The 22,612-nt window shown below is 72.3% G+C and carries 18 protein-coding genes; 9 read left to right on the forward strand and 9 right to left on the reverse strand.

The annotated features are described in order from the left end of the window. The first annotated feature begins 130 nt into the window (after nucleotides 1-130). Nucleotides 131-457 (forward strand): hypothetical protein, encoded by a 327-nt coding sequence (locus AB8O64_RS30395; RefSeq protein WP_370422634.1) that lies wholly within the window; start codon nucleotides 131-133, stop codon nucleotides 455-457. Nucleotides 458-510: 53 nt separating this feature from the next. Beyond that, entirely contained in the window at nucleotides 511-819 is a 309-nt protein-coding gene (locus tag AB8O64_RS30400; RefSeq protein ID WP_370422635.1) for a hypothetical protein, read from the forward strand. A 95-nt stretch (nucleotides 820-914) separates the two neighbouring features. Here the strand turns inward: AB8O64_RS30400 and AB8O64_RS30405 are convergent, their stop codons facing one another. Next, nucleotides 915-1,664 (reverse strand): MerR family transcriptional regulator, encoded by a 750-nt coding sequence (locus AB8O64_RS30405; protein ID WP_370422636.1) that lies wholly within the window; start codon nucleotides 1,662-1,664, stop codon nucleotides 915-917. A gap of 168 nt (nucleotides 1,665-1,832) precedes the next feature. Here AB8O64_RS30405 and AB8O64_RS30410 point away from each other — a divergent pair, with 168 nt between their 5' ends. Further along, entirely contained in the window at nucleotides 1,833-3,659 is a 1,827-nt protein-coding gene (locus tag AB8O64_RS30410; RefSeq protein WP_370422637.1) for a long-chain fatty acid--CoA ligase, read from the forward strand. 68 nt (nucleotides 3,660-3,727) lie between these two features. Here AB8O64_RS30410 and AB8O64_RS30415 read toward each other — a convergent pair whose 3' ends face one another. Then, complete coding sequence (locus AB8O64_RS30415) at nucleotides 3,728-5,260, reverse strand: M1 family metallopeptidase (RefSeq protein ID WP_370422638.1); 1,533 nt, start codon at nucleotides 5,258-5,260, stop codon at nucleotides 3,728-3,730. A 211-nt stretch (nucleotides 5,261-5,471) separates the two neighbouring features. On the opposite strand from AB8O64_RS30415, the gene AB8O64_RS30420 reads away from it, so the two are divergent. Beyond that, nucleotides 5,472-7,457: a Xaa-Pro dipeptidyl-peptidase gene (locus AB8O64_RS30420; protein ID WP_370422639.1), complete on the forward strand. Its 1,986-nt coding sequence runs from the start codon at nucleotides 5,472-5,474 to the stop codon at nucleotides 7,455-7,457. Nucleotides 7,458-7,574: 117 nt separating this feature from the next. Here the strand turns inward: AB8O64_RS30420 and AB8O64_RS30425 are convergent, their stop codons facing one another. Beyond that, nucleotides 7,575-8,528, reverse strand: a complete 954-nt coding sequence (locus tag AB8O64_RS30425) for an FAD-dependent oxidoreductase (protein WP_370422640.1) — start codon at nucleotides 8,526-8,528, stop codon at nucleotides 7,575-7,577. A gap of 69 nt (nucleotides 8,529-8,597) precedes the next feature. Here AB8O64_RS30425 and AB8O64_RS30430 point away from each other — a divergent pair, with 69 nt between their 5' ends. From AB8O64_RS30430 to AB8O64_RS30440, 3 genes are all read left to right on the forward strand, one after another. Further along, nucleotides 8,598-9,629, forward strand: a complete 1,032-nt coding sequence (locus tag AB8O64_RS30430; RefSeq protein ID WP_370422641.1) for an oxidoreductase — start codon at nucleotides 8,598-8,600, stop codon at nucleotides 9,627-9,629. A gap of 65 nt (nucleotides 9,630-9,694) precedes the next feature. Next, nucleotides 9,695-11,332 (forward strand): ABC-F family ATP-binding cassette domain-containing protein, encoded by a 1,638-nt coding sequence (locus AB8O64_RS30435; RefSeq protein ID WP_370422642.1) that lies wholly within the window; start codon nucleotides 9,695-9,697, stop codon nucleotides 11,330-11,332. Nucleotides 11,333-11,561: 229 nt separating this feature from the next. Beyond that, the gene (locus AB8O64_RS30440; protein ID WP_370422643.1) at nucleotides 11,562-13,802 is read left to right on the forward strand and encodes an NACHT domain-containing NTPase; all 2,241 of its coding nucleotides are present in this window, start codon (nucleotides 11,562-11,564) and stop codon (nucleotides 13,800-13,802) included. 169 nt (nucleotides 13,803-13,971) lie between these two features. Here the strand turns inward: AB8O64_RS30440 and AB8O64_RS30445 are convergent, their stop codons facing one another. The 3 genes from AB8O64_RS30445 to AB8O64_RS30455 form a co-directional block, all read right to left on the reverse strand. Continuing rightward, nucleotides 13,972-16,362, reverse strand: a complete 2,391-nt coding sequence (locus AB8O64_RS30445) for a Tex family protein (RefSeq protein WP_370422644.1) — start codon at nucleotides 16,360-16,362, stop codon at nucleotides 13,972-13,974. Nucleotides 16,363-16,486: 124 nt separating this feature from the next. After that, nucleotides 16,487-17,338 (reverse strand): hypothetical protein, encoded by an 852-nt coding sequence (locus tag AB8O64_RS30450; RefSeq protein ID WP_370422645.1) that lies wholly within the window; start codon nucleotides 17,336-17,338, stop codon nucleotides 16,487-16,489. A gap of 85 nt (nucleotides 17,339-17,423) precedes the next feature. After that, on the reverse strand, nucleotides 17,424-18,194 hold the full coding sequence (locus tag AB8O64_RS30455) for an enoyl-CoA hydratase/isomerase family protein (protein WP_370422646.1): 771 nt from the start codon (nucleotides 18,192-18,194) through the stop codon (nucleotides 17,424-17,426). Nucleotides 18,195-18,269: 75 nt separating this feature from the next. Here AB8O64_RS30455 and AB8O64_RS30460 point away from each other — a divergent pair, with 75 nt between their 5' ends. Together AB8O64_RS30460 and AB8O64_RS30465 are read left to right on the forward strand one after the other, a co-directional pair. Continuing rightward, on the forward strand, nucleotides 18,270-18,926 hold the full coding sequence (locus AB8O64_RS30460) for an HdeD family acid-resistance protein (RefSeq protein ID WP_370422647.1): 657 nt from the start codon (nucleotides 18,270-18,272) through the stop codon (nucleotides 18,924-18,926). Nucleotides 18,927-19,125: 199 nt separating this feature from the next. Then, entirely contained in the window at nucleotides 19,126-19,629 is a 504-nt protein-coding gene (locus tag AB8O64_RS30465) for an ATP-binding protein (protein WP_370422648.1), read from the forward strand. Here the strand turns inward: AB8O64_RS30465 and idi are convergent. The 3 genes from idi to galE all read right to left on the reverse strand — a co-directional run bounded on the left by idi (nucleotide 19,604) and on the right by galE (nucleotide 22,330). Continuing rightward, nucleotides 19,604-20,194 carry an isopentenyl-diphosphate Delta-isomerase gene (gene idi / locus AB8O64_RS30470; RefSeq protein WP_370422649.1) on the reverse strand — a complete coding sequence of 197 codons (591 nt, stop codon included), beginning with the start codon at nucleotides 20,192-20,194 and terminating at the stop codon, nucleotides 19,604-19,606. The two genes, AB8O64_RS30465 and idi, sit on opposite strands and share 26 nt — an antisense overlap. A gap of 56 nt (nucleotides 20,195-20,250) precedes the next feature. Next, complete coding sequence (locus tag AB8O64_RS30475) at nucleotides 20,251-21,198, reverse strand: cation diffusion facilitator family transporter (protein WP_370422650.1); 948 nt, start codon at nucleotides 21,196-21,198, stop codon at nucleotides 20,251-20,253. 145 nt (nucleotides 21,199-21,343) lie between these two features. Then, the gene (gene galE / locus AB8O64_RS30480; protein WP_365210373.1) at nucleotides 21,344-22,330 is read right to left on the reverse strand and encodes a UDP-glucose 4-epimerase GalE; all 987 of its coding nucleotides are present in this window, start codon (nucleotides 22,328-22,330) and stop codon (nucleotides 21,344-21,346) included. Between the last annotated feature and the right edge of the window lie 282 nt (nucleotides 22,331-22,612).

The following is a 22,612-nucleotide window of genomic DNA, read 5'->3' on the forward strand; positions in this document are numbered from 1 at the left end:
TGGCCGGTTCCTCCGTAGTGGGACGGTTCTGACTCGGGTGGGATAGGCCTCGTACCGGGGTTCGACATGTGCCCCGGTCACGTGCGCCGACCGTTCAGCTGACCGTCAAAGCGACTGCCGAGGAGTCCCCGTGGGCCGCTCGTCCGCGTTACGTCTGCGTTCCACCGCCGTGGCCCTCGTCGCCTCGGCGTGCCTCGTCGGAGGTGTCACGTCCGTCCAGGCGGCCCCGGGCGGTGGTCCGAAGCAGGAGCTCGTCGCGCCCGAGGTGCGGACGTTCACCGGCAGCGGGACCGGCACCTCGCCGTCCCAGGCGGTGGACGGCGCGGTCCGGATGGGTTACACGATCGCCCAGTCGGCGGGCTGGCAGACGAACCAGTGCCACGTCCGTGCCACCGACGTCAGGTCGGTCGGCGGTGGGGTGTACGCCGCGGTCGCCAGCTTGTTCTGCCAGCGCTGACTGGCACCGATGTCCAGGATTTCCGGGATTTCTTTCATGAGGGGGATATCGACATGACCTCGATGCTCATCCGGGGTGGGGCCGCCGTGGTTCTCGCGGGCCTCGCCGTGCTCGCGCCGACCGTCGCGCACGCCGACGCCGGCGCGCAGCCCGGCGTCAGTGTGCAGGAGACGCGGGTGTTCACGGGCTTCGCGTACGAGAACAGCCCCAAGGAAGCGAAGCGGGAGGCCGAGAAGAGGGCCCGGCAGAACGCGCTGATCAGCGGATTCCTCAATGAGCAGTGTGTGTTGCTCTACGCGAACTCCACCCGGCTCGCCCCCGGCTACTACGCGGGCGACGCCGCGATCAACTGCACCCGCTGATCCGCTGAACACCCCGCTGAGGCGAACCGGTGCGCCTCAGCGGGACGATCCAGCCCGGTGACATCCGGTCATCCGGAGCCGGCCGCCGCGCGGAGCTAAGCCGTGCGGCCGGACTCCCCGGACTCCCCGGCCGCGTACATCGCCCGCAGCTCCTGTTTGAGCGACCGCTGGAACGCCGTCACCAGGGCCTGCACCACGAGCGGCTGCATATGGGCCGACAGCGACTTCATCGCCTCGATGTTCTCCGTGTCCACCTCGCCCTCGAAGAGCCGCGTCAGCTCCCGGGCCGTGGAGCGGGCGTGCTCCAGCAGCACCGTACGGGCCGCGAGGATCGTCTCCAGCGCGATCGGCACGTCCAGCAGCCGCACCCCCAGCCCCAGCAGCCCCGGGTCCACCCGGAACGCGTCCCCGTCGCCGCCCTCACCTTCCCGCGCGTCCATCCGCTCCAGGACGTTCAGCGCTGCCAGCCGGTCGATGTCCTCCTCGGCCAGCGCCCGCCCGGCCCGTCGCTCCAGCTGGGCCCGGGTGGCCTCCTCCGCCGTGTCCGGCAGCCAGGACGCCACCAGCGCCCGGTGGATGGCCAGGTCGTGCGCGCTGAGATCCGGCGGCAGCTGCCGCACATAGCGTTCGATGGCGGCGAGCGTCAGCCCCTGGTGCTGCAACTCCTCGATCAGCGCCAGCCGGGACAGATGGTCCGGGCCGTAGTGCCCGACCCGGCGCGGCCCGATCTCCGGCGGGGGCAGCAGCCCCCGGGTGCTGTAGAAGCGGACCGTCCGGACGGTGATCCCCGCGCGCGCGGCCAACTCGTCGACCGTGAGGACGGTTTCCCCGGAATCCGTGGCCATCGGCGGCGCCTCGCTCTCTCTTCCGGCTCTGCTGCGGTCGGCTCCGTTACGGTTTCCGTCCGGCTCAATCGAGTTCAACAGTATTGCTGTGCCACCACCACTGTGAAACCTTCCCTCTCGACCGGTCGTCAGCCCAAGGCCCACGGACACCAACACCTGGAGGCCGCATTGACCACGCCCCCGCGCCGCCGACTCCCCGCCGCACCGGACGAACTCACCCTCCCCGCACTGCTGCTGCGCAACGCCCGGGAGTACCCCGAACTCCCCGCCCTGACCTGGCGCGAACCCGGCGGCGCCGCGCTACGCACGCTCACCTGGGCGCGGGTCCGCGCCGAGGTCGCCGACCTCGCCGCGGGCTATGCCGCGCTCGGCGTCGGGCGCGGTGACCATGTGCTGATGATGATGGGCAACCGGCCCGAACACTGGCTCAGCGATCTCGCCCTCGTCCACCTCGGCGCCGTCCCCGTCTCGGTCTACGGCACCTCCTCGCCCGAGCAGATCGCCCATATCGCCCGGCACAGCCGGGCCCGGCTGGCCGTGCTCGAAGGGGCGGGCGAGCTGGCCCGCTGGGAGCCGCTGACCGACGACGCCACGGTCCCCCTGGAGCGGATCCTCGTCGTCGACGCCGCCGTGGCCGGACGGCACACCCCGTACGCGACGCTCACCGCGCGGCAGCCGGCACCCCACGGCGGCGCGGCCTTCGACAAGGCCTGGCAGGAGGTGCGCCCCACCGACCCGGTGACCGTCGTCTACACCTCGGGGACCACCGGCGACCCCAAGGGCGTGGTGATCACCCACCGCGCCGTGCTGCTCGACTGCGTCGGCATCGACCGCGCGGTCGCCCTCCCCGAGCACGTCGAGCACCTGTGCTATCTGCCCTTCGCGCACATCGCCGAACGGGTGCTCGGCATCTACCTCCCCGTCCTGCGGGCCGCGCACGTCCACCTCTGCGACGACCCGGCCACCGTCGCCGCCCGGGTGCGCGAGCTGCGTCCGGCGGAGTTCTTCGGGGTGCCGCGGGTGTGGGAGAAGCTGACCGCGTCCGTACGGGCCGCGCTGGAGACCCTGCCGGAGGAGCGGCGGCGGGTGATCGAGGCCGCGGGCGAGACGGCCCGCGCGCACGTGGCGCACCGGGCGCGGGGCGAGGAGCCGCCGCCCGCGCTGGCGGCCGCGTACGAGGCGGCCCGGCAGCAGGTTCTCGTGCCGCTGCTGGCCCTGGCGGGGCTGGACCGGCTGATGTGGGCCGGCAGTGCCACCGCGCCGATGCCCGGGGAAGTCGTCGACTTCTGGACCGGGTTCGGCATCGTGATCATGGATGGGTGGGGGCTGACCGAGACCTCGGGCGTGGTGACCCTCAATGCGCCGACGGACTTCCGTCTCGGGTCCGTGGGCCGCCCGCTCGACGGGGTGGAGGTGCGGACGGCCGCCGACGGTGAGCTCGAGGTGCGCGGCGAGATCGTCTGCGCCGGATATCTGCGGGCGGACGGGTCGGTGGAGAGCGCGACGGACGCCGAGGGATGGTTCTCCACCGGTGACATCGGGCGGATCGACGAGGACGGCTTCGTCTGGGTCGTCGACCGCAAGAAGGAGATCATCGTGACCTCGACGGGCAAGAACGTCTCGCCCGCGCTCGTCGAGAACGCCCTCAAGGAACACCCGCTCGTCGGCCAGGCGTTCGTCCACGGCGACGGGCGGTCCTATCTCGTCGCCCTGCTCGTCCTGGACGCCGAGCTGACCCGGCCCTGGGCCGCCCGGCACGGCATCGACGCCGACCCGGACGCCCTGGCGGACCACCCGGCCGTACGGGCGGAGATCGACCGCGCCGTGGCGGCGGCCAACGCGCGGCTGAACCGCACCGAGCAGATCAAGCGCTACCGACTGCTCACCCGCGAGTGGGGCCCGGCGACGGGCGAGCTGACGCCCTCGCTCAAGCTGCGGCGACGGGTCGTCCGGGAGAAGTACGCCGCGGAGATCGAGGAGTTGTACGCCCCGTGAGCGCGACGGCGGCCCGGCACCCCGCGTCCGCGGGGTGCCGGGCCGCCGGACGGCAACCGACCGAGGGGTCAGTGCTTGTGCGCGCGCTGCGCGGACTGGATCTTCTTCCACGACTTGGGCTCGGCGACCTTGCCGGACCCGTCGGCCGACACGCCCTTGCCCGCCTTGCCCGTGGCGGCGACCTTGCCGATGCCCGCCTTCGCGGCGCTCGCCTTCGAGGGCTTCGACGTGGTGAACAGCCAGGTGTCGAAGAGCTTCTGGAGCGGCTTGCCCGACGCCTTCTCCGCGAACTTCACGAAGTCCTGGACCGAGGCGTTGCCGAACTTGTTCGCCGCCGTCCAGTCCTTGAGGATCGCGAAGAACGTCTTGTCGCCCACCGTGTTGCGCAGCGCCTGGAGGGCGACCGCGCCACGGTTGTAGACGGCGGTGTGGAACTGGTTCTCCGCACCCGGGTCGCCCGGCTTGACCTTCCAGAAGGCGTTGTCCGCCGGGATCGAGGTGTAGATGTAGTCGGCCAGCTCCTGGGCGGTACCCTCGCCCTCCTTCTCCGACCACAGCCACTGCGAGTACGTCGCGAAGCCCTCGTTGACCCAGATGTCGCGCCAGTTCTTCACCGAGACGCTGTCACCGAACCACTGGTGCGCCAGCTCGTGCACGACCAGCGAGACGTTCGCGCCGTTCGCGAACCCCTTGGGGCTGTAGAACGGCCGGGTCTGGGTCTCCAGCGCGTAGCCCGTCGGCACGTTCGGCACATAGCCGCCGGCCGCGTTGAACGGGTACGGGCCGAAGACCTTGCCGCCCCAGTCGAGGACCTCGGTGGTGCGCTCGACGCTGGCCTTCGCCGACGCCGCGTTGTCGCCCAGGTCCTTGCTGTAGGCGTTCACGACCGGCAGACCGTTGGTCGTGGTGTCCGTCGTGATGTCGAACTTGCCGACCGCGAGGGTGGTCAGATACGTGGCCTGCGGCTTGGTGGCGCGCCAGTTGTAGCGCGTCCATCCGAGCTTCGAACTCTTCGACGCGAGGACGCCGTTGCTGATCGCCTGGACATCGTCCGGTACCGACACGGAGATGTCGTACGTGGCCTTGTCGGTCGGGTGGTCGTTGCTCGGGAACCACCAGATCGAGCCCTCCGGCTCGCCCGCGATGGCCGCGCCGTCCGGCGTGCGCAGCCAGGCCGTGGATCCGTCGACCTTCACCTGGGACGGCACGCCGCTGTAGCGGACGACCACGCTGATCTGCTTGTCCTTCTCCAGCGGGGCGGCGGGGGTGACCTCCACCTCGTGGGAGCCGGACTTGGCGAAGGTCGCCTTCTTGCCGTTGACCAGCACCTCGCTCACATCGAGCGCGAAGTCGAGGTTGAAGCGGGACAACGTCTGGGTGGGGGTGGCGATCAGCGTCGCCGTGCCCTCCAGCTTGTCCGTCTTCGGCTGGTACTTCAGCCGCAGGTCGTAGTGGGACACGTCGTACCCGCCGTTGCCGGCGGCCGGGTAGTAGGAGTCTCCGACGCCCGGCGCCCCCGGCGTGGCGTCGGCTGCCGACGCCGGGATCGCCAGCAGCAGGGCAGCAGCGGCCGCACTCGGAACGATGAGTCTGTGACGCACGAATCCTCCAACTCGTAAGGGAGAACGATCGGGAGAACGATCAATCACTCGCACCCTATGTACTCACTGTGCACGGGGTCATGTCCATGGCTTATCCCGACATGTGATCGACACGCGGCTGTCATCAGTGCGATCCCGGCCACCTCGTGAGTCCCGGTCCGAGTGCTCCCGCCCCTTCTGCACGGGAGTTGACTCACGCTACGGTCCGGCCGTGCCCAAACGCGCGCGGGACACCCGCATACCTGTGACAACGTTCGTCGTCGCGGCCCTGGCCGCCCTGGTCGCCGTACTCGTCCCGCTGCCGCCGGCCGCGCACGCCGCGCCCGCGCCGGACAGCGGCTCACGGGGCGGGCAGAGCAGACCCGTCTACTCCTACGACCGCGCCGTGCGCGAGACCGTATGGGTCGACATCGCCCTCGACGGCGACGGGGACGGCCGCACCGACCGGGTCGCCGTCGACATCATCCGCCCCCGCGAAGCCGCCGAACGCGGCCGCCGGGTACCGGTCGTCATGGACGCCAGCCCCTACTACTCCTGCTGCGGACGCGGCAACGAGAGCCAGAAGAAGACCTACGACGAGCAGGGCGCACCCGTCGGCTTCCCGCTGTACTACGACAACTACTTCGTACCGCGCGGCTACGCCGTCGCCCTCGTCGACCTCGCCGGAACCAACCGTTCCGACGGCTGTACCGACGTCGGCGGCCGCTCCGACATCCAGTCCGCCAAGGCCGTCGTCGACTGGCTGAACGGCCGTGCGCACGGCTACCGCACCCACACCGGCAGCGAGGCCGCCCCGGCCGACTGGACCACCGGCGCCGTCGGCATGATCGGCAAGAGCTACGACGGCACGATCGCCAACGGCGTCGCCGCCACCGGGGTCGAGGGCCTGGAGACGATCGTCCCGATCGGGGCCATCAGCTCCTGGTACGACTACTACTTCGCCAAGGGCGCCGCGCTCTTCGGCAGCGGCCCCGACGGGCTCGCACACCGCGTCGAGAGCCCCGAGGCACGCGGCCGCTGCCAGGCCGTACAGCGCGAGCTCGTCGAGGGCGCGCCGCGCAACGGCGACTGGACCGCGCTGTGGAGCGAGCGCGACTACGTCCCCGACGCGCACCGGGTCCGCGCCAGCGTCCTCGCCGTCCACGGCATGCAGGACCTCAACGTCCGCACGAAGCACTTCGGCCAGTGGTGGGACGCCCTCGCCGCGAACGGCGTCGAACGCAAGCTCTGGCTCTCCCAGACCGGACACGTCGACCCGTTCGACTTCCGCCGCGAGGCCTGGGTCTCCACCCTGCACCGCTGGTTCGACCACTACCTCCTCGGCTACGACAACGGCGTCGAGCGCGAGCCGATGGCCGACATCGAGCACGCCCCCGACCAGTGGCGCACCGACCGCGTCTGGCCGCCGCGCGCCACGGCCACGACCACCCTGCGCCCCGCGCCCGGAACCGCCCCGGGCGTCGGCACCCTCGGCCTCGCACCCGCGCCGCGCGGCGCCACCGAGGTGTTCACCGACGACCCCGCGAAGAGCGAGCGCGACTGGTCGGAGCGCATCGACACCGCCACCCCCGACAAGGCCGGGTTCATCACCAAGCCGCTCACCCGTGATCTACGGCTGTCCGGTTCCTCCCGGGTGAGCCTCACGGTCACCCCCTCCACCACCTCCGCCCACCTCTCGGCCGTCCTCGTCGATCTCGGCCCGGCCGGCATCCGCGACTACGCGTCCTACGGGGAGGGCATCCGTACCCTTGCCGACCGCACCTGCTGGGGCAGCACCGGCACGGGCGACAGCGCCTGCTACAAGCGGACGGAGGCCGAAACGGCGCAGGTCGGCCACACCGTCTTCAGCCGCGGCTGGGCCGACCTCGGCCATCACGCGAACCTCGCCCAGGGCCGCCCGCTGACCCCCGGCAAGCCGTACACCATCACCCTCGACCTGGCCGCGAGCGACCACGTCGTCCCGGCGGGCCACCGTCTGGCGCTGATCGTCGCGGGCACGGACCGAGGCCTGCTCCAACCCGCCTCCACCACCCCGCGACTGACGGTGGACCTGCGCCGCACCACCGCCCGGCTCCCGCTCGTCGGCGGCTACGCGGCCTTCGCCCGTGCGACGGCGGGGACGCACGACGGCCGGCCGCCGACGCCGGTCGCCCCGGCGCGCGGCCTGGGCATCCCGGCGCTCGACCACCTGCCGTAGGCCTGGCCGGCAGTTCCAGCCCGTCCGGCGTTTGAGGACGCGCCCGCAGGGCGCCCGCCGCCGCAGGCGGCAAGACCACGGCCCGCAGCCGGGGACCGGGCGGATCGAACGGCACGGTCAGCCCTCGGCCAGCTCCGCCGCCGCCAGGGCGCAGCCCCAGGAGACGGTGACCCCGGCCCCGCCGTGACCGTAGTTGTGGATCAGCCGCGCCCCGCCCGGCAGCCGGGCGGCCTCCAGCCGCACCCGGGACCGGGCGGGGCGCAGCCCCACCTTGTGCGCCAGGACGGGCGCGTCCGCGAGAGCGGGATACACCCGGGCACAGCGGGCGACGATCGCCTCGGCGGTGACGGGCGTGGGCGTACGGTCCCAGACATGCTCCAGGGCGGTGCCGCCGAGCACCACACCGTAGGGCTGGGGGAGTACGTAGAGGATGTCGGCGGCGTCATGGGCGGCGGCCGCGAACCACTCCGTCACGCCCGGGTTGTCGACGACGACGATCTGCCCCCGCACGGGATGCACGTCCGGGTCGGGCACCAGATCGCGGGCACCGAGCCCGGTGCAGTTCACGACGGTCGCCGCCGCCCGGCCCGCCTCCGCCAGGGAGCCGGCCGTACGGGCGGTGACCGTGCCGCCCGCGGCTGCCAACCGCCGGTGCAGATAGTCCAGATGGGCCGGCATGTCCAGCAACGGGGTACGGGCGCGCAGCCCGTGCCCGTACCCCGCGGGCAACTCCTCGGGCCCGGCCGCCCGCAGCCCCGGCACCCGCGCCGCCCACGGGCCCAGCTCCGCCAGGCCGACGTCCGCATGGGTGCCGTCGACCATGCGCACCCCGGTCTCCGCGGGCCGCCCGGCCAGTTCGGCCATCTCCCGCAGCGACCGCAGCGCCCACTCCCCGGCCGCGGCCTCCGGCTCGATGCGGTACGGCCACCACAGCCCCCCGGCCAGCGCCGACGTGGTGTCGACGGCCGGTTCCCGACTCCACACCTCGACCCGCCGCCCGCGCTCCGCCAGCACGACCGCGCTGGTCAGACCTATGACCCCGGCACCGATCACGATCACATCACTCGCCATGCGGCGACGCTACCCGCGAAATCCCCGGCGGCGGGCTCGAAGCGGCACACACGGGGGAATACTGCGGACATGGCGGAGTACGCGACCTTCGGGCTGGCACCGGCGACGCGCGCCGGCGGGATGCTGCCGGACGGCGGGTACCAGGCGCACCGGGACTTCCTGGACTTCATCGTCGACGGCCGACCCCTGCTGGCCCGCCTCGCCGACCTCGACGCGGTCTCCCCGCTCGCCGCCGACCTCGGCCCGTCGATCTTCACCGCACACGTCCGCCGACTGCTGCTGGACGCCGACCCCCCGCTCGCCGACGGGCGGTACGTGCTCTACGGCTGCCCCGAGTGCGAGGGCCTGGCGTGCGGCGCGGTCACCGCCGTGATCGAGCGCGACGGCCCCGACATCGTCTGGCGGGACTTCGCCTGGCAGACCGACGAGAGTCCCGACCTCGCCCGCGACGGCTACCACGGCATAGGCCCCTTCCGCTTCCGCGCCGACGAGTACCGCGCCACGCTGGAACGGCTGCTCGCCGACGGCGCCCCCCATACGGCCGCCCGCCGGGTCCTGCTGGTCGGCGGCCGCGTCGCCGTGCTCGCCCGGCTCGCGGCGGCCCTGCGGTCCATCGGCGTCGGCGCCGAGATCACCCATGACGCGGCGGGCGCGGCCGGCGAGGAACTGCGGACCTACGGGGCCGTGGCCTTCGACCCGGCGGTCGGCGAGGAGGAGCGCGCCGCCGTCCGCGCCGCGTTCGCGGCCGCGGGATCCGACGCCGTCCTCGTCGAGCCCCTCGCGCCCATCGTCCCGCTCCTCGTCGCCCGCATCGAGCAGGCCCTCCAGCGCACCCCCGACGACCGGCGCCCGCTGACCGCCCTGACCGCCACCACGGCCGACGCCCACGTCGAGGTGTCCGCCGCCTGCCGGGTCCGCCTGACCGGCTACCGGCTGGACCGCCTGCACCGGGTCCGCGCCCACGACCTGCTCGACGCCCGCCTGGAACCGGGCGCGCACACGGTGCCCCTCGACGCCCGCCTGGGAAAACGAGCGAACGGCGGGGTGTATCTGGTGGCGCGCACCTTCGGGGACGTACGGGTGGCGAGGGTGGGCGGCTGAGCGGCGGGGCCCCCGGGAAAACCGGTTCGAGGGCGCCCGGCCCAGCGGCTAGAGTCGAAGGTCTTATGAGTGCCACTCTCGTCGCCAAGGACCTCGCCGCCGGACACGGCGACCGCACCCTCTTCTCCGGGCTCGACCTCGTCGTCGCGCCCGGCGACGTCATCGGTCTCGTCGGGGCCAACGGCGCCGGGAAGTCGACGCTGCTGCGCCTGCTCGCGGGCCTCGACACCCCCGAGGCGGGCGGCCTCCGGCTCAGCCCGCCGACCGCGAACGTCGGCCACCTGCCGCAGGAGCCCGAGCGGCGGGACGGCGAGACCGTACGGGCCTTCCTCGCCCGCCGCACCGGGGTCGCCGAGGCCCAGGCCACGCTCGACGCCGCCACCCAGGCACTCGTCGACGGCACGCCCGGCGCGGACGACGCCTACGCCACGGGCCTCGACCGCTGGCTCGACCTCGGCGGCGCGGACCTCGACGAGCGCGCGGCGGAGGTCGCGGGCTCCCTCGGCCTCACTGTCGACCTGGACCGGCCCATGACCAGCCTCTCCGGCGGCCAGGCGGCCCGCGCCGGGCTGGCCTCGCTGCTGCTCAGCCGCTACGACGTCTTCCTCCTCGACGAGCCCACCAACGATCTCGACCTGGACGGCCTGGCCCGCCTGGAGAACTTCGTCACCGGGCTGCGCGCCGGCACGGTCCTCGTCAGCCACGACCGTGAGTTCCTCGCCCGCACGGTGAACAAGGTCCTCGAACTCGACCTCGCCCAGCAGCAGGTCACCCTCTACGGCGGCGGCTACACCGCCTACCTGGAGGAGCGCGAGACGGCCCGCCGGCACGCCCGCGAGGCGTACGAGGAGTACGCCGACACCCGCGCCGGGCTGGAGGACCGCGCCCGCACCCAGCGGAACTGGATGGAGAAGGGCGTCCGCAACGCCCGTCGCAAGTCCACCGACAACGACAAGATCGGGCGCAAGCTCCGCGCCGAGTCGACCGAGAAGCAGGCGGCCAAGGCCCGCCAGACCGAGCGGCTCATCGAGCGGCTGGACGTGGTCGAGGAACCGCGCAAGGAGTGGGAGCTGCGCATGGAGATCGCCGCCGCGCCCCGCTCGGGCGCGGTCGTGGCCACCCTGCGCGGTGCCGAGGTACGCCGCGGCTCCTTCACCTTCGGCCCCGTCGACCTGCAGATCGACTGGGCCGACCGGGTCGCCATCACCGGCGCCAACGGCTCGGGCAAGTCCACGCTCCTCGCGGCACTGCTCGGCCGGCTGCCGCTGGACGCGGGCGGCGCGATGCTGGGCCCGGGCGTGGTGGTGGGCGAGGTGGACCAGGCACGCGCCCTGTTCTTCGGCGACGAGGCCCTGCTGACGGCGTTCGAGGCGGCCGTACCGGAACTGGAGCCGGCCGACGTCCGCACCCTGCTCGCCAAGTTCGGCCTCAAGGCCGTGCATGTGCTCCGCCCGGCCGCGACGCTCTCCCCGGGCGAGCGCACCCGCGCCGCGCTGGCACTCCTCCAGGCCCGCGGAGTCAACCTCCTCGTCCTGGACGAGCCCACCAACCACCTCGACCTGCCGGCCATCGAGCAACTGGAATCCGCGCTCGCCTCGTACAACGGCACGCTGCTCCTGGTCACCCACGACCGCCGCATGCTCGAAGCGGTCCACACGACGCGCCGCATCGAGGTGACGGCGGGCCGCATCGCGGAGCGCTGACGCGCCCAACGCGACCGATCCCGCAGCGCCCGGCCTGTGCGGCTGCACAGAACGCTCTGTGAGAACGGAAGACCGAAGGCCACTCCTGTAACTGCGGCCAATCGCAGGTCGTTTCACTCGTATGGGCCGACGATGGATGATGACCTGGGCGCTGTGCGCCGCGGTCGCGTGTGGGCTGTTATGGGTGTGGCCGCTGCGGGATCCTGATCGGCTCTCTGCCGTCGCCGCGGTGCTGGGTACGGTCATCGCCCTGTTCGGAGTGCTGTCCGCATGGGCCTGGCGTGCCGGGAGAGGCCGTGCGCACTCCAGCAGTGAACAAGTCGCGGACGCCGCGGAGGTGCTGGCCCGGACGGTCCGCAGGCAGTGGGAGGAAGAGGCGGTCCTCCGGCAACTGTACGACCCGGCGCCGCTCCCTTTGGTCTGGTCCGACTGTTCCCACCCAGGAGTGTCCGACCACCGTCAGCTGGTGGGCACCGCGGTGGTCCGGGCCGGCGACCCGCAGGAACTGGCCGCGGCCTTCGGGTCACTCGCACGCCGCCGACTTGTGGTCCTGGGGCCGGGAGGATCGGGGAAGACGACCTTCGCCGTCCTGCTCGTCCTCGCCCTGCTGCGCACGCGCACCACCGGCGTCCCGGTGCCGGTGCTCTGTTCGTTGTCCTCCTTCGACCCCGCGCGCGAGAACGCCAGGAACTGGCTGCGCCGCCGTATCGCCGCTGACTACCCGGCCATGGCCGATGCCGAGAACTACGGTGCCAGTGTCATCGAGGACCTCCTCACCGAGCATCGCCTGGTCCCCGTACTCGACGGTCTCGACGAACTCCCCGAACGAAGCCGGGCAGCAGCACTGGCCTCCCTCAACGACACCCTGCCGTCCGACACCCCTCTCGTCCTCACCTGCCGCACCACCGACTACGTGCGCGCGGTGGCGGAGGGCGGAGTCCTGACCGGAGCGGCGGTCCTGGAGCCCGCGCCCGTACGCACCAGCGACGCCCTCGACCTGCTGAGGCTGGCCACGCCGCCGGATTCCCGTCGCCAGGAAGGCTGGGCAGCCCTGGCGGAGCACCTCGACCGCCGGCCGCAGGCCCCTGCCGCCCAGGCCTTCACCAGCCCGCTGATGGTGGCCCTGGCCCGGTCCGTCTACGCCGACAACGACAACGACCCCGTTGAACTCGCCGACACGGAACGCTTCCCCACCTCGACCGACATCGAGCGACACCTCCTCGGCGGGTTGGTCCCGGCCCTCTTCCGCCGCGCCCGGCGTCAGTGCCCTGCGCGGAGCTGGGACCCTCGGCAGGCTCATGACTACCTGGCCCGTCTCGCGGCGGGGATGCACGCCCGGGGCACCTACGATCTGGCGTGGTGGCGGCTGTACCAGTGGACTCCGGCCCTCGCCGGGCCCTGGCGGCGCGCTGGGACGTGGGCCGTGATCATGTGCGCCGGACTGCTGCTGACCACGTCGTTCCTGGTGGTTGTCCTGGACGCGCCGTCACGGGCGGAGGCTTTGCGGTGGTTCCCCCTGTCGGTGCTCGAATCCTTTGCCATCGTTCCCATGCTGGGCCTCAGCGGCCTGATATCCCGGCGGGAACGCAGTCTGACCCGTGCGTCCGCCATGGCTGCCCTCGTCGCGCTGTCCGCCGGTCTCGCGATTCCCCCCGCGGCGTGGTACTACTACCGCGGCGCTCCCGCGGCGGCGATCGCGACGCTGATGGTGGCCGCCATCGGCTTGTTCTGTTTCGGCCTGTGGCTCGTGATGCTGGGCGCCGGCCTGCCGTCCCCTCCCCGAACGCCGAGCCGGAGCCGCCCCGCGCGGCGACGCTGGCGCAGACAGTTGGTCCGTGCGCTCGTACTCGTCGTCGGCGTCGCCGCCATCACCGAGACCCTGTTCCTCAGTTACGCGATGGCCGGGTACGAAGGCGTCCTTCCGTCCGGGACCATGCCGTGGGGGCTGATGATCGGCACCGTGGCGGGCATCGGCCTGGCCGCCCTGGACTGGGTCCGGGGCCCGTCCACCGCTGATGACGTGGCGACGGCCATGTCCTCCATTCAGGCGGACCGCCTGGTTTCGGTGATCAGCGGAGTGGCCTGCGCGGTGGTCTTCAACATTCCCGACGGCGCCATGCGGGCCGGGCCCTGGGCCCCCTCCGATCCGCTGCGTACCACTGGGTTCGCGGCCGTCGTCGGTCTCTTCCACTGCGGGATCATCGGTCTGACCACCGCCCTGGCCGCTCACTCCTGGCCCCACTACACGATCGCCCGCCTGCTGCTGGCCGCACGCGGCAAGCTCCCCTGGCGACTGCAGACGTTCCTCGCCGACGCGCACCAGCTCGGCATCCTCCGCCAGATCGGCCCCGTCTACCAGTTCCGCCACGCCCGCCTCCAGCACCACCTCGCCACCCAGCCCGGGACAGCCGACCCCCGTACGGACCAGCGACCGGATCGCCCCAGCCCCGTACGAGCGACCAGCACATGATGCGGCTGCCGGCGCAGTGGTGATCTTTGCCGCCGCAGCGGCGAGAACCCCCCATGTCGTGTTCCGGCGGTGCCGAACTCAGCGGTGGTGGCTGTCACCGTCGCGGCGGGAAGTTCTCGCCCCGCCGCGACGGCGGGCGCACCGTCGGCGGACGCGCGCCCGGCCAGAGCTACCGCTTCGGGTTCAGCAGCCCCGCGCGGCGGAGGGCGTCCGCCATCGCGTCGTTCGCCGGGGCCGCCGCCTCGCGGGGGGCCGTGCCGCCGCGGCGCTGCTGCGGCGCGGCACGGCGGTCGGCGCCGCGGGCGCCACCGCGGGCGCCGCGCGGCTCGCGGGCCGCAGGCCCGCCCGCGGCCCCGCCGGACGGCGACTCGTCGTCCAACCTGAGCGTCAGCGAAATCCGCTTGCGCGGAATATCGACGTCCATGACCTTCACCCGCACGATGTCGCCCGGCTTGACCACATCCCGCGGGTCCTTCACGAACGTCTTCGACATGGCCGACACATGCACCAGCCCGTCCTGGTGCACACCCACGTCCACGAAGGCACCGAAGGCCGCCACATTGGTGACGACTCCCTCCAGCAGCATCCCCGGCGTCAGATCGCCGATCTTCTCGACGCCGTCCTTGAACGTCGCCGTCTTGAACGCCGGACGCGGGTCCCGGCCCGGCTTCTCCAACTCCCGCAGGATGTCCGTGACCGTCGGCAGGCCGAAGGAGTCGTTCACGAAGTCCGCCGGGCGCAGCGAGCGCAGCGTCGTGGTATTGCCGATGAGGGAGGCGACCTCGCCACCCGTCGACTTGATCATCGCCCGCACCACGGGGTACGCCTCGGGGTGCACGCTGGACGCGTCCAGCGGGTCGTCGCCGCCGCGGATGCGGAGGAAGCCCGCGCACTGCTCGTACGCCTTCGGGCCGAGCCGGGCCACGTCCTTCAGTGCCCGGCGGGACCGGAAGGGGCCGTTGGAGTCGCGGTGGGCGACGATGTTCTCCGCGAGGCCCGCGCTGATGCCGGAGACGCGCGAGAGCAGCGGCGCGGAGGCGGTGTTGACGTCGACGCCCACGCCGTTGACGCAGTCCTCGACGACCGCGTCGAGGGAGCGGGAGAGCTTCACCTCGGACAGATCGTGCTGGTACTGACCGACGCCGATCGACTTGGGGTCGATCTTGACCAGCTCGGCCAGCGGGTCCTGGAGCCGCCGGGCGATCGACACCGCGCCGCGCAGCGACACGTCCAGGTCCGGCAGCTCCTGCGAGGCGAAGGCCGACGCGGAGTACACCGACGCGCCCGCCTCCGACACCATCACCTTCGTCAGCTTCAACTCCGGCTGCCGGGCGATGAGATCCGTCGCGAGCTTGTCGGTCTCGCGCGACGCCGTGCCGTTGCCGATGGCGATCAGCTCCACGTCGTGCTCGCGGGCGAGCCGGGCCAGCGTCGCCAGCGACGCGTCCCACTTCTGCTGCGGGACGTGCGGGTAGATCGTCTCGGTCGCGGCGACCTTGCCCGTGGCGTCCACGACGGCGACCTTCACGCCTGTGCGGAAACCGGGGTCGAGCCCCATCGTGGCGCGGGTGCCCGCGGGGGCGGCGAGCAGCAGGTCCCGCAGGTTCGCCGCGAAGACCCGGACCGCCTCGTCCTCGGCGGCCTGCCGCAGCCGCAGCCGCAGATCGATGCCGAGGTGGACCAGGACGCGGGTGCGCCAGGCCCAGCGCACCGTGTCGGCCAGCCACTTGTCGCCGGGACGGCCCCGGTCGGCGATGCCGAACCGCCGCGAGATCGCCTGCTCGTACGAGCTCGGGCCGCCGTCCTCGCGCGGCTCCTCCGGCTCCAGGGTGAGGTCGAGGACCTCCTCCTTCTCGCCCCGCAGCATCGCCAGCACCCGGTGCGAGGGCAGCTCGGTGAAGGGCTCGGCGAAGTCGAAGTAGTCGGCGAACTTCGCGCCCGCCTCCTCCTTGCCGGCCCGCACCTTCGCGGCCACGCGCCCGCGCGACCACATGCGCTCGCGCAGCTCGCCGATCAGGTCCGCGTCCTCCCCGAACCGCTCGGTCAGGACGGCCCGCGCGCCCTCCAGCGCGGCGGCCGCGTCGGCGACGCCCTTGTCGGGGTCGACGAAGGCCGCGGCCGCGGCGAGCGGTTCGACGCCGGGGTCCCGCAGCAGCCCGTCCGCCAGCGGCTCCAGTCCGGCCTCCCGCGCGATCTGCGCCTTGGTGCGCCGCTTGGGCTTGAAGGGTAGATAGATGTCCTCCAGCCGCGCCTTGGAGTCCGCCTCGCGGATCCGCGCCTCCAGCGCCTCGTCCAGCTTGCCCTGCGACCGCACGGACTCCAGGACCGCCGTCCGCCGGTCCTCCAGCTCCCGCAGATACCGCAGCCGCTCCTCGAGGGCGCGCAGCTGCGCGTCGTCGAGCATCTCGGTCGCTTCCTTGCGGTAACGGGCGATGAACGGCACGGTCGATCCGCCGTCGAGCAAGTCGACGGCCGCCTTCACCTGCCGCTCCCGCACGCCGAGCTCCTCGGCGATCCTGCCTGCGATCCTGCCTTCGGTCGACGCACCAGCTGCCGTCACGATCACGCTCCGCTTTCTCTTCGAGCTGCGATCTGCATTGTGGCAGGTACCGCCGACAGCGCCGCCCGCCGCCGCGTGTTCCTTCACACGCGGCGGCGGGCGGCCCGGATCGGGGGAGGGAGCCTCAGCCGCGCAGGTCCGGCGGGAACGCGCCCGCCTTGACGACGGCCGTCGCGAAGACCGTCCCCAGCTCGGTGAGCCGCTCCACGCCCGCCGCGCCCAGGTGCTCGTACGGCCCCGCGTCCAGCCGGTCCGTCTCGTCCTCCAGGTCCTCGCGCTGCTTGACGCCCGCTTCTGTCAACTTCCCGTCGGCGTCGAGGAGTCCGCTCTCCCGCAGCCGCTCCCGGCCCGCGGCCAGCTCCTCCTCGCTCCAGCCGCGCGTGGCGAGCAGCCACTTCTCCGACATGCCCTGGCCGCTCGCGGCGTGACCGACGATCGCCTCCACCGGCCCGATGCCCGCCGCGGCCAGCGCCATCAGATGCCCGTCGCCGCGGTGCTCGCGCAGCAGCGTGGCGGCGTGCCAGTAGGCGAGGTGCGGGGCGTCCGGTACCGGCAGGTCGGCGTGCGCGGAGTACAGCGGGCGGGCGGAGCGGCTGCAGCCCTCCGTGGCGCGCAGCGCGAGTTCGGCCGCCTCGGCCATCTCCGGGGAGGTGACGACGTCGTCGCCGAGCAGCCGCCGCATCATGCTGTCACAGGCCCGCAGCCGGGCCTGGAGGACGTCCTGCGGCGAGGCGACGTCCCACAGCCGCGGGATGAACCCGGCCACCAGGTCGTGCTTGAAGTTGTAGAAGGTCGCCGTGATCGTGCCCGCCTCGACGCGGCCGAGGGCGGCGCCCCGGCCGGCGAAGTAGGCGCCTTCCTCGAGACCGAGCTTGCCCAGCTCGTCCCGCAGTTCCGGCGAGAAGTACAGGGCGGAGTGCACGGTGTTGACAACGTTGTGGCAGCGCCGACCGGCGCGCTCGGGCAGAGTGGTCATGTCCCGCACGTTACCTACTAGTTGGTAAGGGTGGTAGGGCGGGGTGACCCTCCCGAGCCCGCCGCGAGACCCCCGCGGGCGCCGGCTAGCGGGGCCGTCCCACGGTCCACCCGAAGCGCGGCGCCCGGCGCTCCAGGAAGGCGGCGACCCCCTCGGCGGTGTCGCCGCTGTCGCGCGCCTGCTCCGCCCAGTAGGCGAGCCGCTCGGCGTCCTGGCCGGGACGCGCCCCCGCCGCGAACTCCTTCGCCGCCGCCTGCGTCAGCTGCGACCGCGAGGCCAGTACTCGGGCGAACTCCGCCACCCGCTTGTCCAGCGCGTCCCGCGGCCACACCTCGTCCACCAGGCCCGTCCGCAGCGCGCGGTCGGTGTCGATCAGCTCGGCGGAGAAGAGCAGGTACTTCGCCGTCGCCGGGCCGACCAGCTCCACCAGCCGCCGGGTGGACGACGCCGCGTAGACGATCCCCAGCCGTGCCGGGGTGATGCCGAAGGACGCCCCTTCCGCCGCGAACCGCAGGTCGCAGGCGGCCGCGAGCTGACAGCCGCCGCCCACGCAGTGGCCCCGTACGGCCGCGACCGTCGGCTTGGGGAACGCGGCGAGGGCCTCCTCGGCCGCGACCGCCAGATCCCGCGACGTCTCGGCGCCCTCGGTCAGCGAGGCGATGTCCGCGCCCGCGCAGAAGGTGTCCCCCTCGCCGGTCAGGACGAGGACGCGGACGGCCTCCTCGGCCGCGCACTCCGCCAGCAGCCCGGGCAGCGCCCGCCACATGTCCGTGGTCATGGCGTTCCGCTTGGCGGGGTTGGCGATGCGGACGGTCGCGACACCGTCGACGGTGTCCAGATGCAGTGCGGGCTCCATGTGCCGGATGCTATCCGGGCGCGATCATGCGATCCGACCTATGATCCGGACAGGGGGCGCTACGAGGAGGCGCTGATGTCCGGAGCCCGCAGGCGCAAGGACGGGCGGGCCGGCCCCCAGGGCCGGCTGAGCCGCGACTTCGGCCGGCTCGCGCTGCTGGGCGCGGTGCTCGTCGTCGCGGGGCTGGTGGGTCTGTTCTACGTCGGCTTCGCGACCCTCACCACCATGATCCTCTTCGGCTGGCTGCTGCTGGTGGGCGGTGTGGTCGGACTGCTGCACGCCTTCCAGTCGCGGCAGAGCAATTTCTTCTGGCTGGCCGTGGTGGTCGCCGCGCTGAACCTCGCCGCGGGCGTGGTGGTGATCCGGCGGCCCGAGGGTACCGCCGAGACCCTGACGATGTTCGCGGCGCTGCTCTTCCTGGCCGGCGGGGTGTTCCGGCTGGCGGGCGGGCTGGTGGTGCGCGGCCCGCAGTTCGGCTGGACGCTGGTGCAGGGCGCCTTCGGGGTGCTGCTGGGTGTTCTGGTGCTCGCCGACTGGCCGCACAGCAGCCTTTACGTGATCGGCACCTTCTTCTCCCTCGCGCTGCTCTTCGACGGCCTCGGGCTGATCGCGATCGGGGTGGGCGGGCGCCGCGTGGTGAGCCTGGTGCAAGAAGAGGGGCAGGAGGGGCACAGGGGAGGAGGGAGAGGAGGGCCGGGAGCGGGCCCGGCGGCCACCGCGCCCCCGGACTGACTCGGAGTCTGATATTCCGCATCGTTCATGGAACGCGGAACACGGCGACCGGAATCGGTCACCTAGATACCCAATGGCCGCATCTTCGATCAAATGTCATCGATAAGTGCTGATTTCTACACAGTGCGCAGGTGTGGACCTTTACATTCCCCAACACTCGTGGGTGCGGCACAGCCACGGTGAGGGGTTGGTATCGGACATGGAAATCCTCGGGAGCGTCCCGCCCGAACCGGGGCAGGCCGCCCCGCTCCGGAGACCGATGGAGTACGACGGCACCTGGCGGTTCACCGCTCCCGCACTCGACTCCTCCGTGCCCCAGGCCAGGCACGCGGTCCGCGATCTGCTCCGGCACCAGGGCGTACGGCTCCCGGATGATCTGCTGCACGGGCTGCTGCTGATCGTCTCCGAGCTGGTCACCAACGCCGTGCAGCACGCGGCACTGCTCTCCCCGGAGGTGGCCGTGGAGGTCTCCCTCGGCCCCGAATGGGTGCGGGTGGCCGTCGAGGACAACCACCCCTACCGGCCCAAGCCCCTGGAGGCGGACGACCGCCGCACCGGCGGCCGGGGGCTGCTGCTGGTCAAAGCCATCTCGGAGGAGGCGGGGGGCCGGTGCGACGTCGAGCACACCGCGAGCGGCGGCAAGGTGGTCTGGGCCGCCCTGCCGCTCCTCGCGACGGTTACCAGCCCGCCGCGTCCCCGGTGATCTCCCGCACCACCGGCCGGGCAGCGTCGAGCACGGTCATGAACCACGCGGAGAAGGGATACTCCGCCATCAGCGCGTCCAGCTCGGCCGGCGTGACGAACGCCGTCTCGCCGATCTCCTCCGGATCCGGGTGCGGCTCGGCCGTCACGGTCCCGACGAAGAGGTGGTTGTACTCCTGCTCGACCAGGCCCGAGGCCGGGTCGGGGTGGTTGTAGCGCACGGTGCCGGCCTCCCGCATCAGCGCGGGGGCGAGGCCCAGCTCCTCGCCGGTGCGGCGGGCGGCGGCGACGAACGGGGGCTCGTCGGGGTACGGATGGCCGCAGCAGGTGTTCGACCAGACGCCGGGGGAGTGGTACTTCCCCAGCGCCCGGCGCTGCAGCAGCAGCCGGCCGTGCTCGTCGAAGAGGAAGACCGAGAACGCGCGGTGCAGTCTGCCGGGCGCGACATGGGCGGAGAGCTTCTCCGCGGTACCGATGGTTCTGCCGTCCTCGTCGACCAGCTCCAGCATGATCGGTTCAGCGGCGGATACGGAGTCGGCGGAGCCCTCGGCTGATGTGATCGGCATTGACCATCCTCTTTGTCGGTCTTCGGTCCACAAGTCTGCCGTACGCGCCCCCGCCGTCAGTGACAGAGTTTGGCTTCGTGCTCGGCATGTCCGCTGGGCTCCAGCTGGAAGGTGCAGTGCTCCACGTCGAAGTGCTCGCCGAGGCAGCCCTGCAGATCGTGCAGCATCTTCTCGTGACCGCCGGTCTCCAGCGCCGACTGGTCCACCACCACGTGCGCCGACAGCACCGGCATTCCGGATGTGATCGTCCACACATGGAGGTCGTGCAGGTCCATCACCCCCGGCAGCGCCATGATGTGCGCCCGGACCTCGTCCATGTCGACGTCCTTCGGCGCGGCCTCCAGCAGGATGTCCAGGGCCTCACGCAGCAGCTTGAGCGTGCGTGGCACGATCATCAGGCCGATCACCAGCGAGGCGATCGGGTCCGCCTGCGTCCAGCCGGTGGCCATGATCACCAGGGCCGAGACGACCACGGCCAGCGACCCCAGGGCGTCCGAGAGCACCTCCAGGAACGCCCCGCGGACATTGAGGCTCTCCTTCTGGCCGCGCATCAGCAGGGCCAGCGAGATCACATTGGCGACCATGCCGATGAGACCGAAGACGACCGTCATACCGCCCGGCACGTCCGTCGGGTTGATCAGCCGGTCGATCGCCTCGAAGAGGATGTAGCCGCCCACGCCGAGCAGCAGCAGACAGTTCAGCAGCGCCGCGAGGATCTCGGCACGGGCGTAGCCGTAGGTGCGGCGCGCGCTGGCCGGCCGGTTGGCGAAGTGGATCGCCACCAGCGCCATCGAGACGCCCACCGCGTCCGTCGCCATGTGCCCGGCGTCCGCGAGCAGCGCCAGCGAACCGGTCAGCGCGGCCCCGATGATCTCCGCGACCAGCACCGTGAGCGTGATGCCCAGCGCGATCCGCAGCCGCCCCCGGTACGCGGCGGCCGCGGTGCCGCTCGTACCCGGCGGCGGTGCTCCGTGCGAGTGGCCGTGGTCGTGCCCTGCGCCCATGAATGCCGCCTCCCGAAACCGTCGCACGCACGGCCGACGGGCGTCGGCCGAGGCTTCAGTGAACTACGGGAGGGGGGTATTGGCAACGCGGCACTGAACACCGTTGTCATTGCCTCTGACCTGCGGTGATGCTCCGAACGGCTGATCAGCGAAGACGTGCCTGAGGGTGGTGCAGACACCACCCTTCCCAGGCGGAGGTGACCATGGCGCGCACGTCGTGCGCGGGGCTCCAGCCGAGCTCCTTCGCGATCCGCTCGCCCGAGGCCACGACACGCGCCGGATCACCCGGACGGCGCGGCTCGACGACGGGCGCGGGCTCGGTGTAGCCGGTCACCGCCGCGATCAGATCGGCCATCTCGCGCACCGACACCCCCCGCCCGGTGCCGACGTTCAGCGTCAGATCGCCCGCGCCCGGCCGCTCGGCGAGCCGGCGGGCCGCGGCCAGGTGGGCGGTGGCGAGGTCCTCGATGTGGATGTAGTCACGGACACACGTGCCGTCGGGGGTGTCGTAGTCGGCCCCGAAGATCCGGGGGCTCTCGCCCCGGGTGAGCCGGTCGAACATCATCGGAATGATGTTGTAGATCCCCGTGTCGGCGAGTTCCGGCTCGGCCGCGCCCGCGACGTTGAAGTACCGCAGACAGGCCGTGGAGATCCCGTACGCCGCGCCGGTGGCCCGTACGAGCCACTCGCCCGCCAGCTTGGTCTCCCCGTACGGGTTCATCGGCAGACAGGGCGTCTCCTCCGTGACGAGGTCCACGTCCGGCATGCCGTAGACGGCCGCGGAGGAGGAGAAGACAAAGCTCGCGACCTGCGCGTCGACCGCGGCTTCCAGCAGCCGCGTCAGGCCGTGCAGGTTCTCCCGGTAGTACAGCAGCGGCTTCTCGACCGACTCCCCGACCTGCTTCTTCGCCGCGAGGTGCACCACCCCCGTCACGTCCAGGTCCCCGAACGCCTGGTCCAGCGCCGCGCGGTCAAGGACCGACCCCCGGATCAGCGTGCACTCCTCCGGCAGCCGGGTGGCCACCCCGCTGGACAGATCGTCCAGCACGGCCACCCGCTCCCCGGCCTCCACCATCGCCCGCGCAACGTGCGCCCCGATATATCCGGCTCCGCCTGTGATCAGCCACGTCATGACGGGCACCCTAGGCCGTGTCCGGCGGGTCATGCGAGCCGGCCTCGCGGCCGGTGTCGTTCGCGTCACCGCCGCGCGGCGGTCGTCCTCGAGCGCCGGACGGGCCGGTCGCGGCCGGGACCGGCCCGCGCGACGGGGTCGTCGGCCGAGGATTCGCGGGCCGGGCGAACGGCGGTGAACGACGGCCTCCGGTGATCCGATAGCCTCTGCCGACGTGCCGCACGCCGCCCCCGACGGGGCCCTGGCGCGCCACACCGCTGCTCGGCCGCCCCCGCGGACGCG

The sequence above is a fragment of the Streptomyces sp. QH1-20 genome (assembly GCF_041283565.1).
Taxonomy (GTDB): Bacteria; Actinomycetota; Actinomycetes; order Streptomycetales; family Streptomycetaceae; genus Streptomyces; species Streptomyces syringius.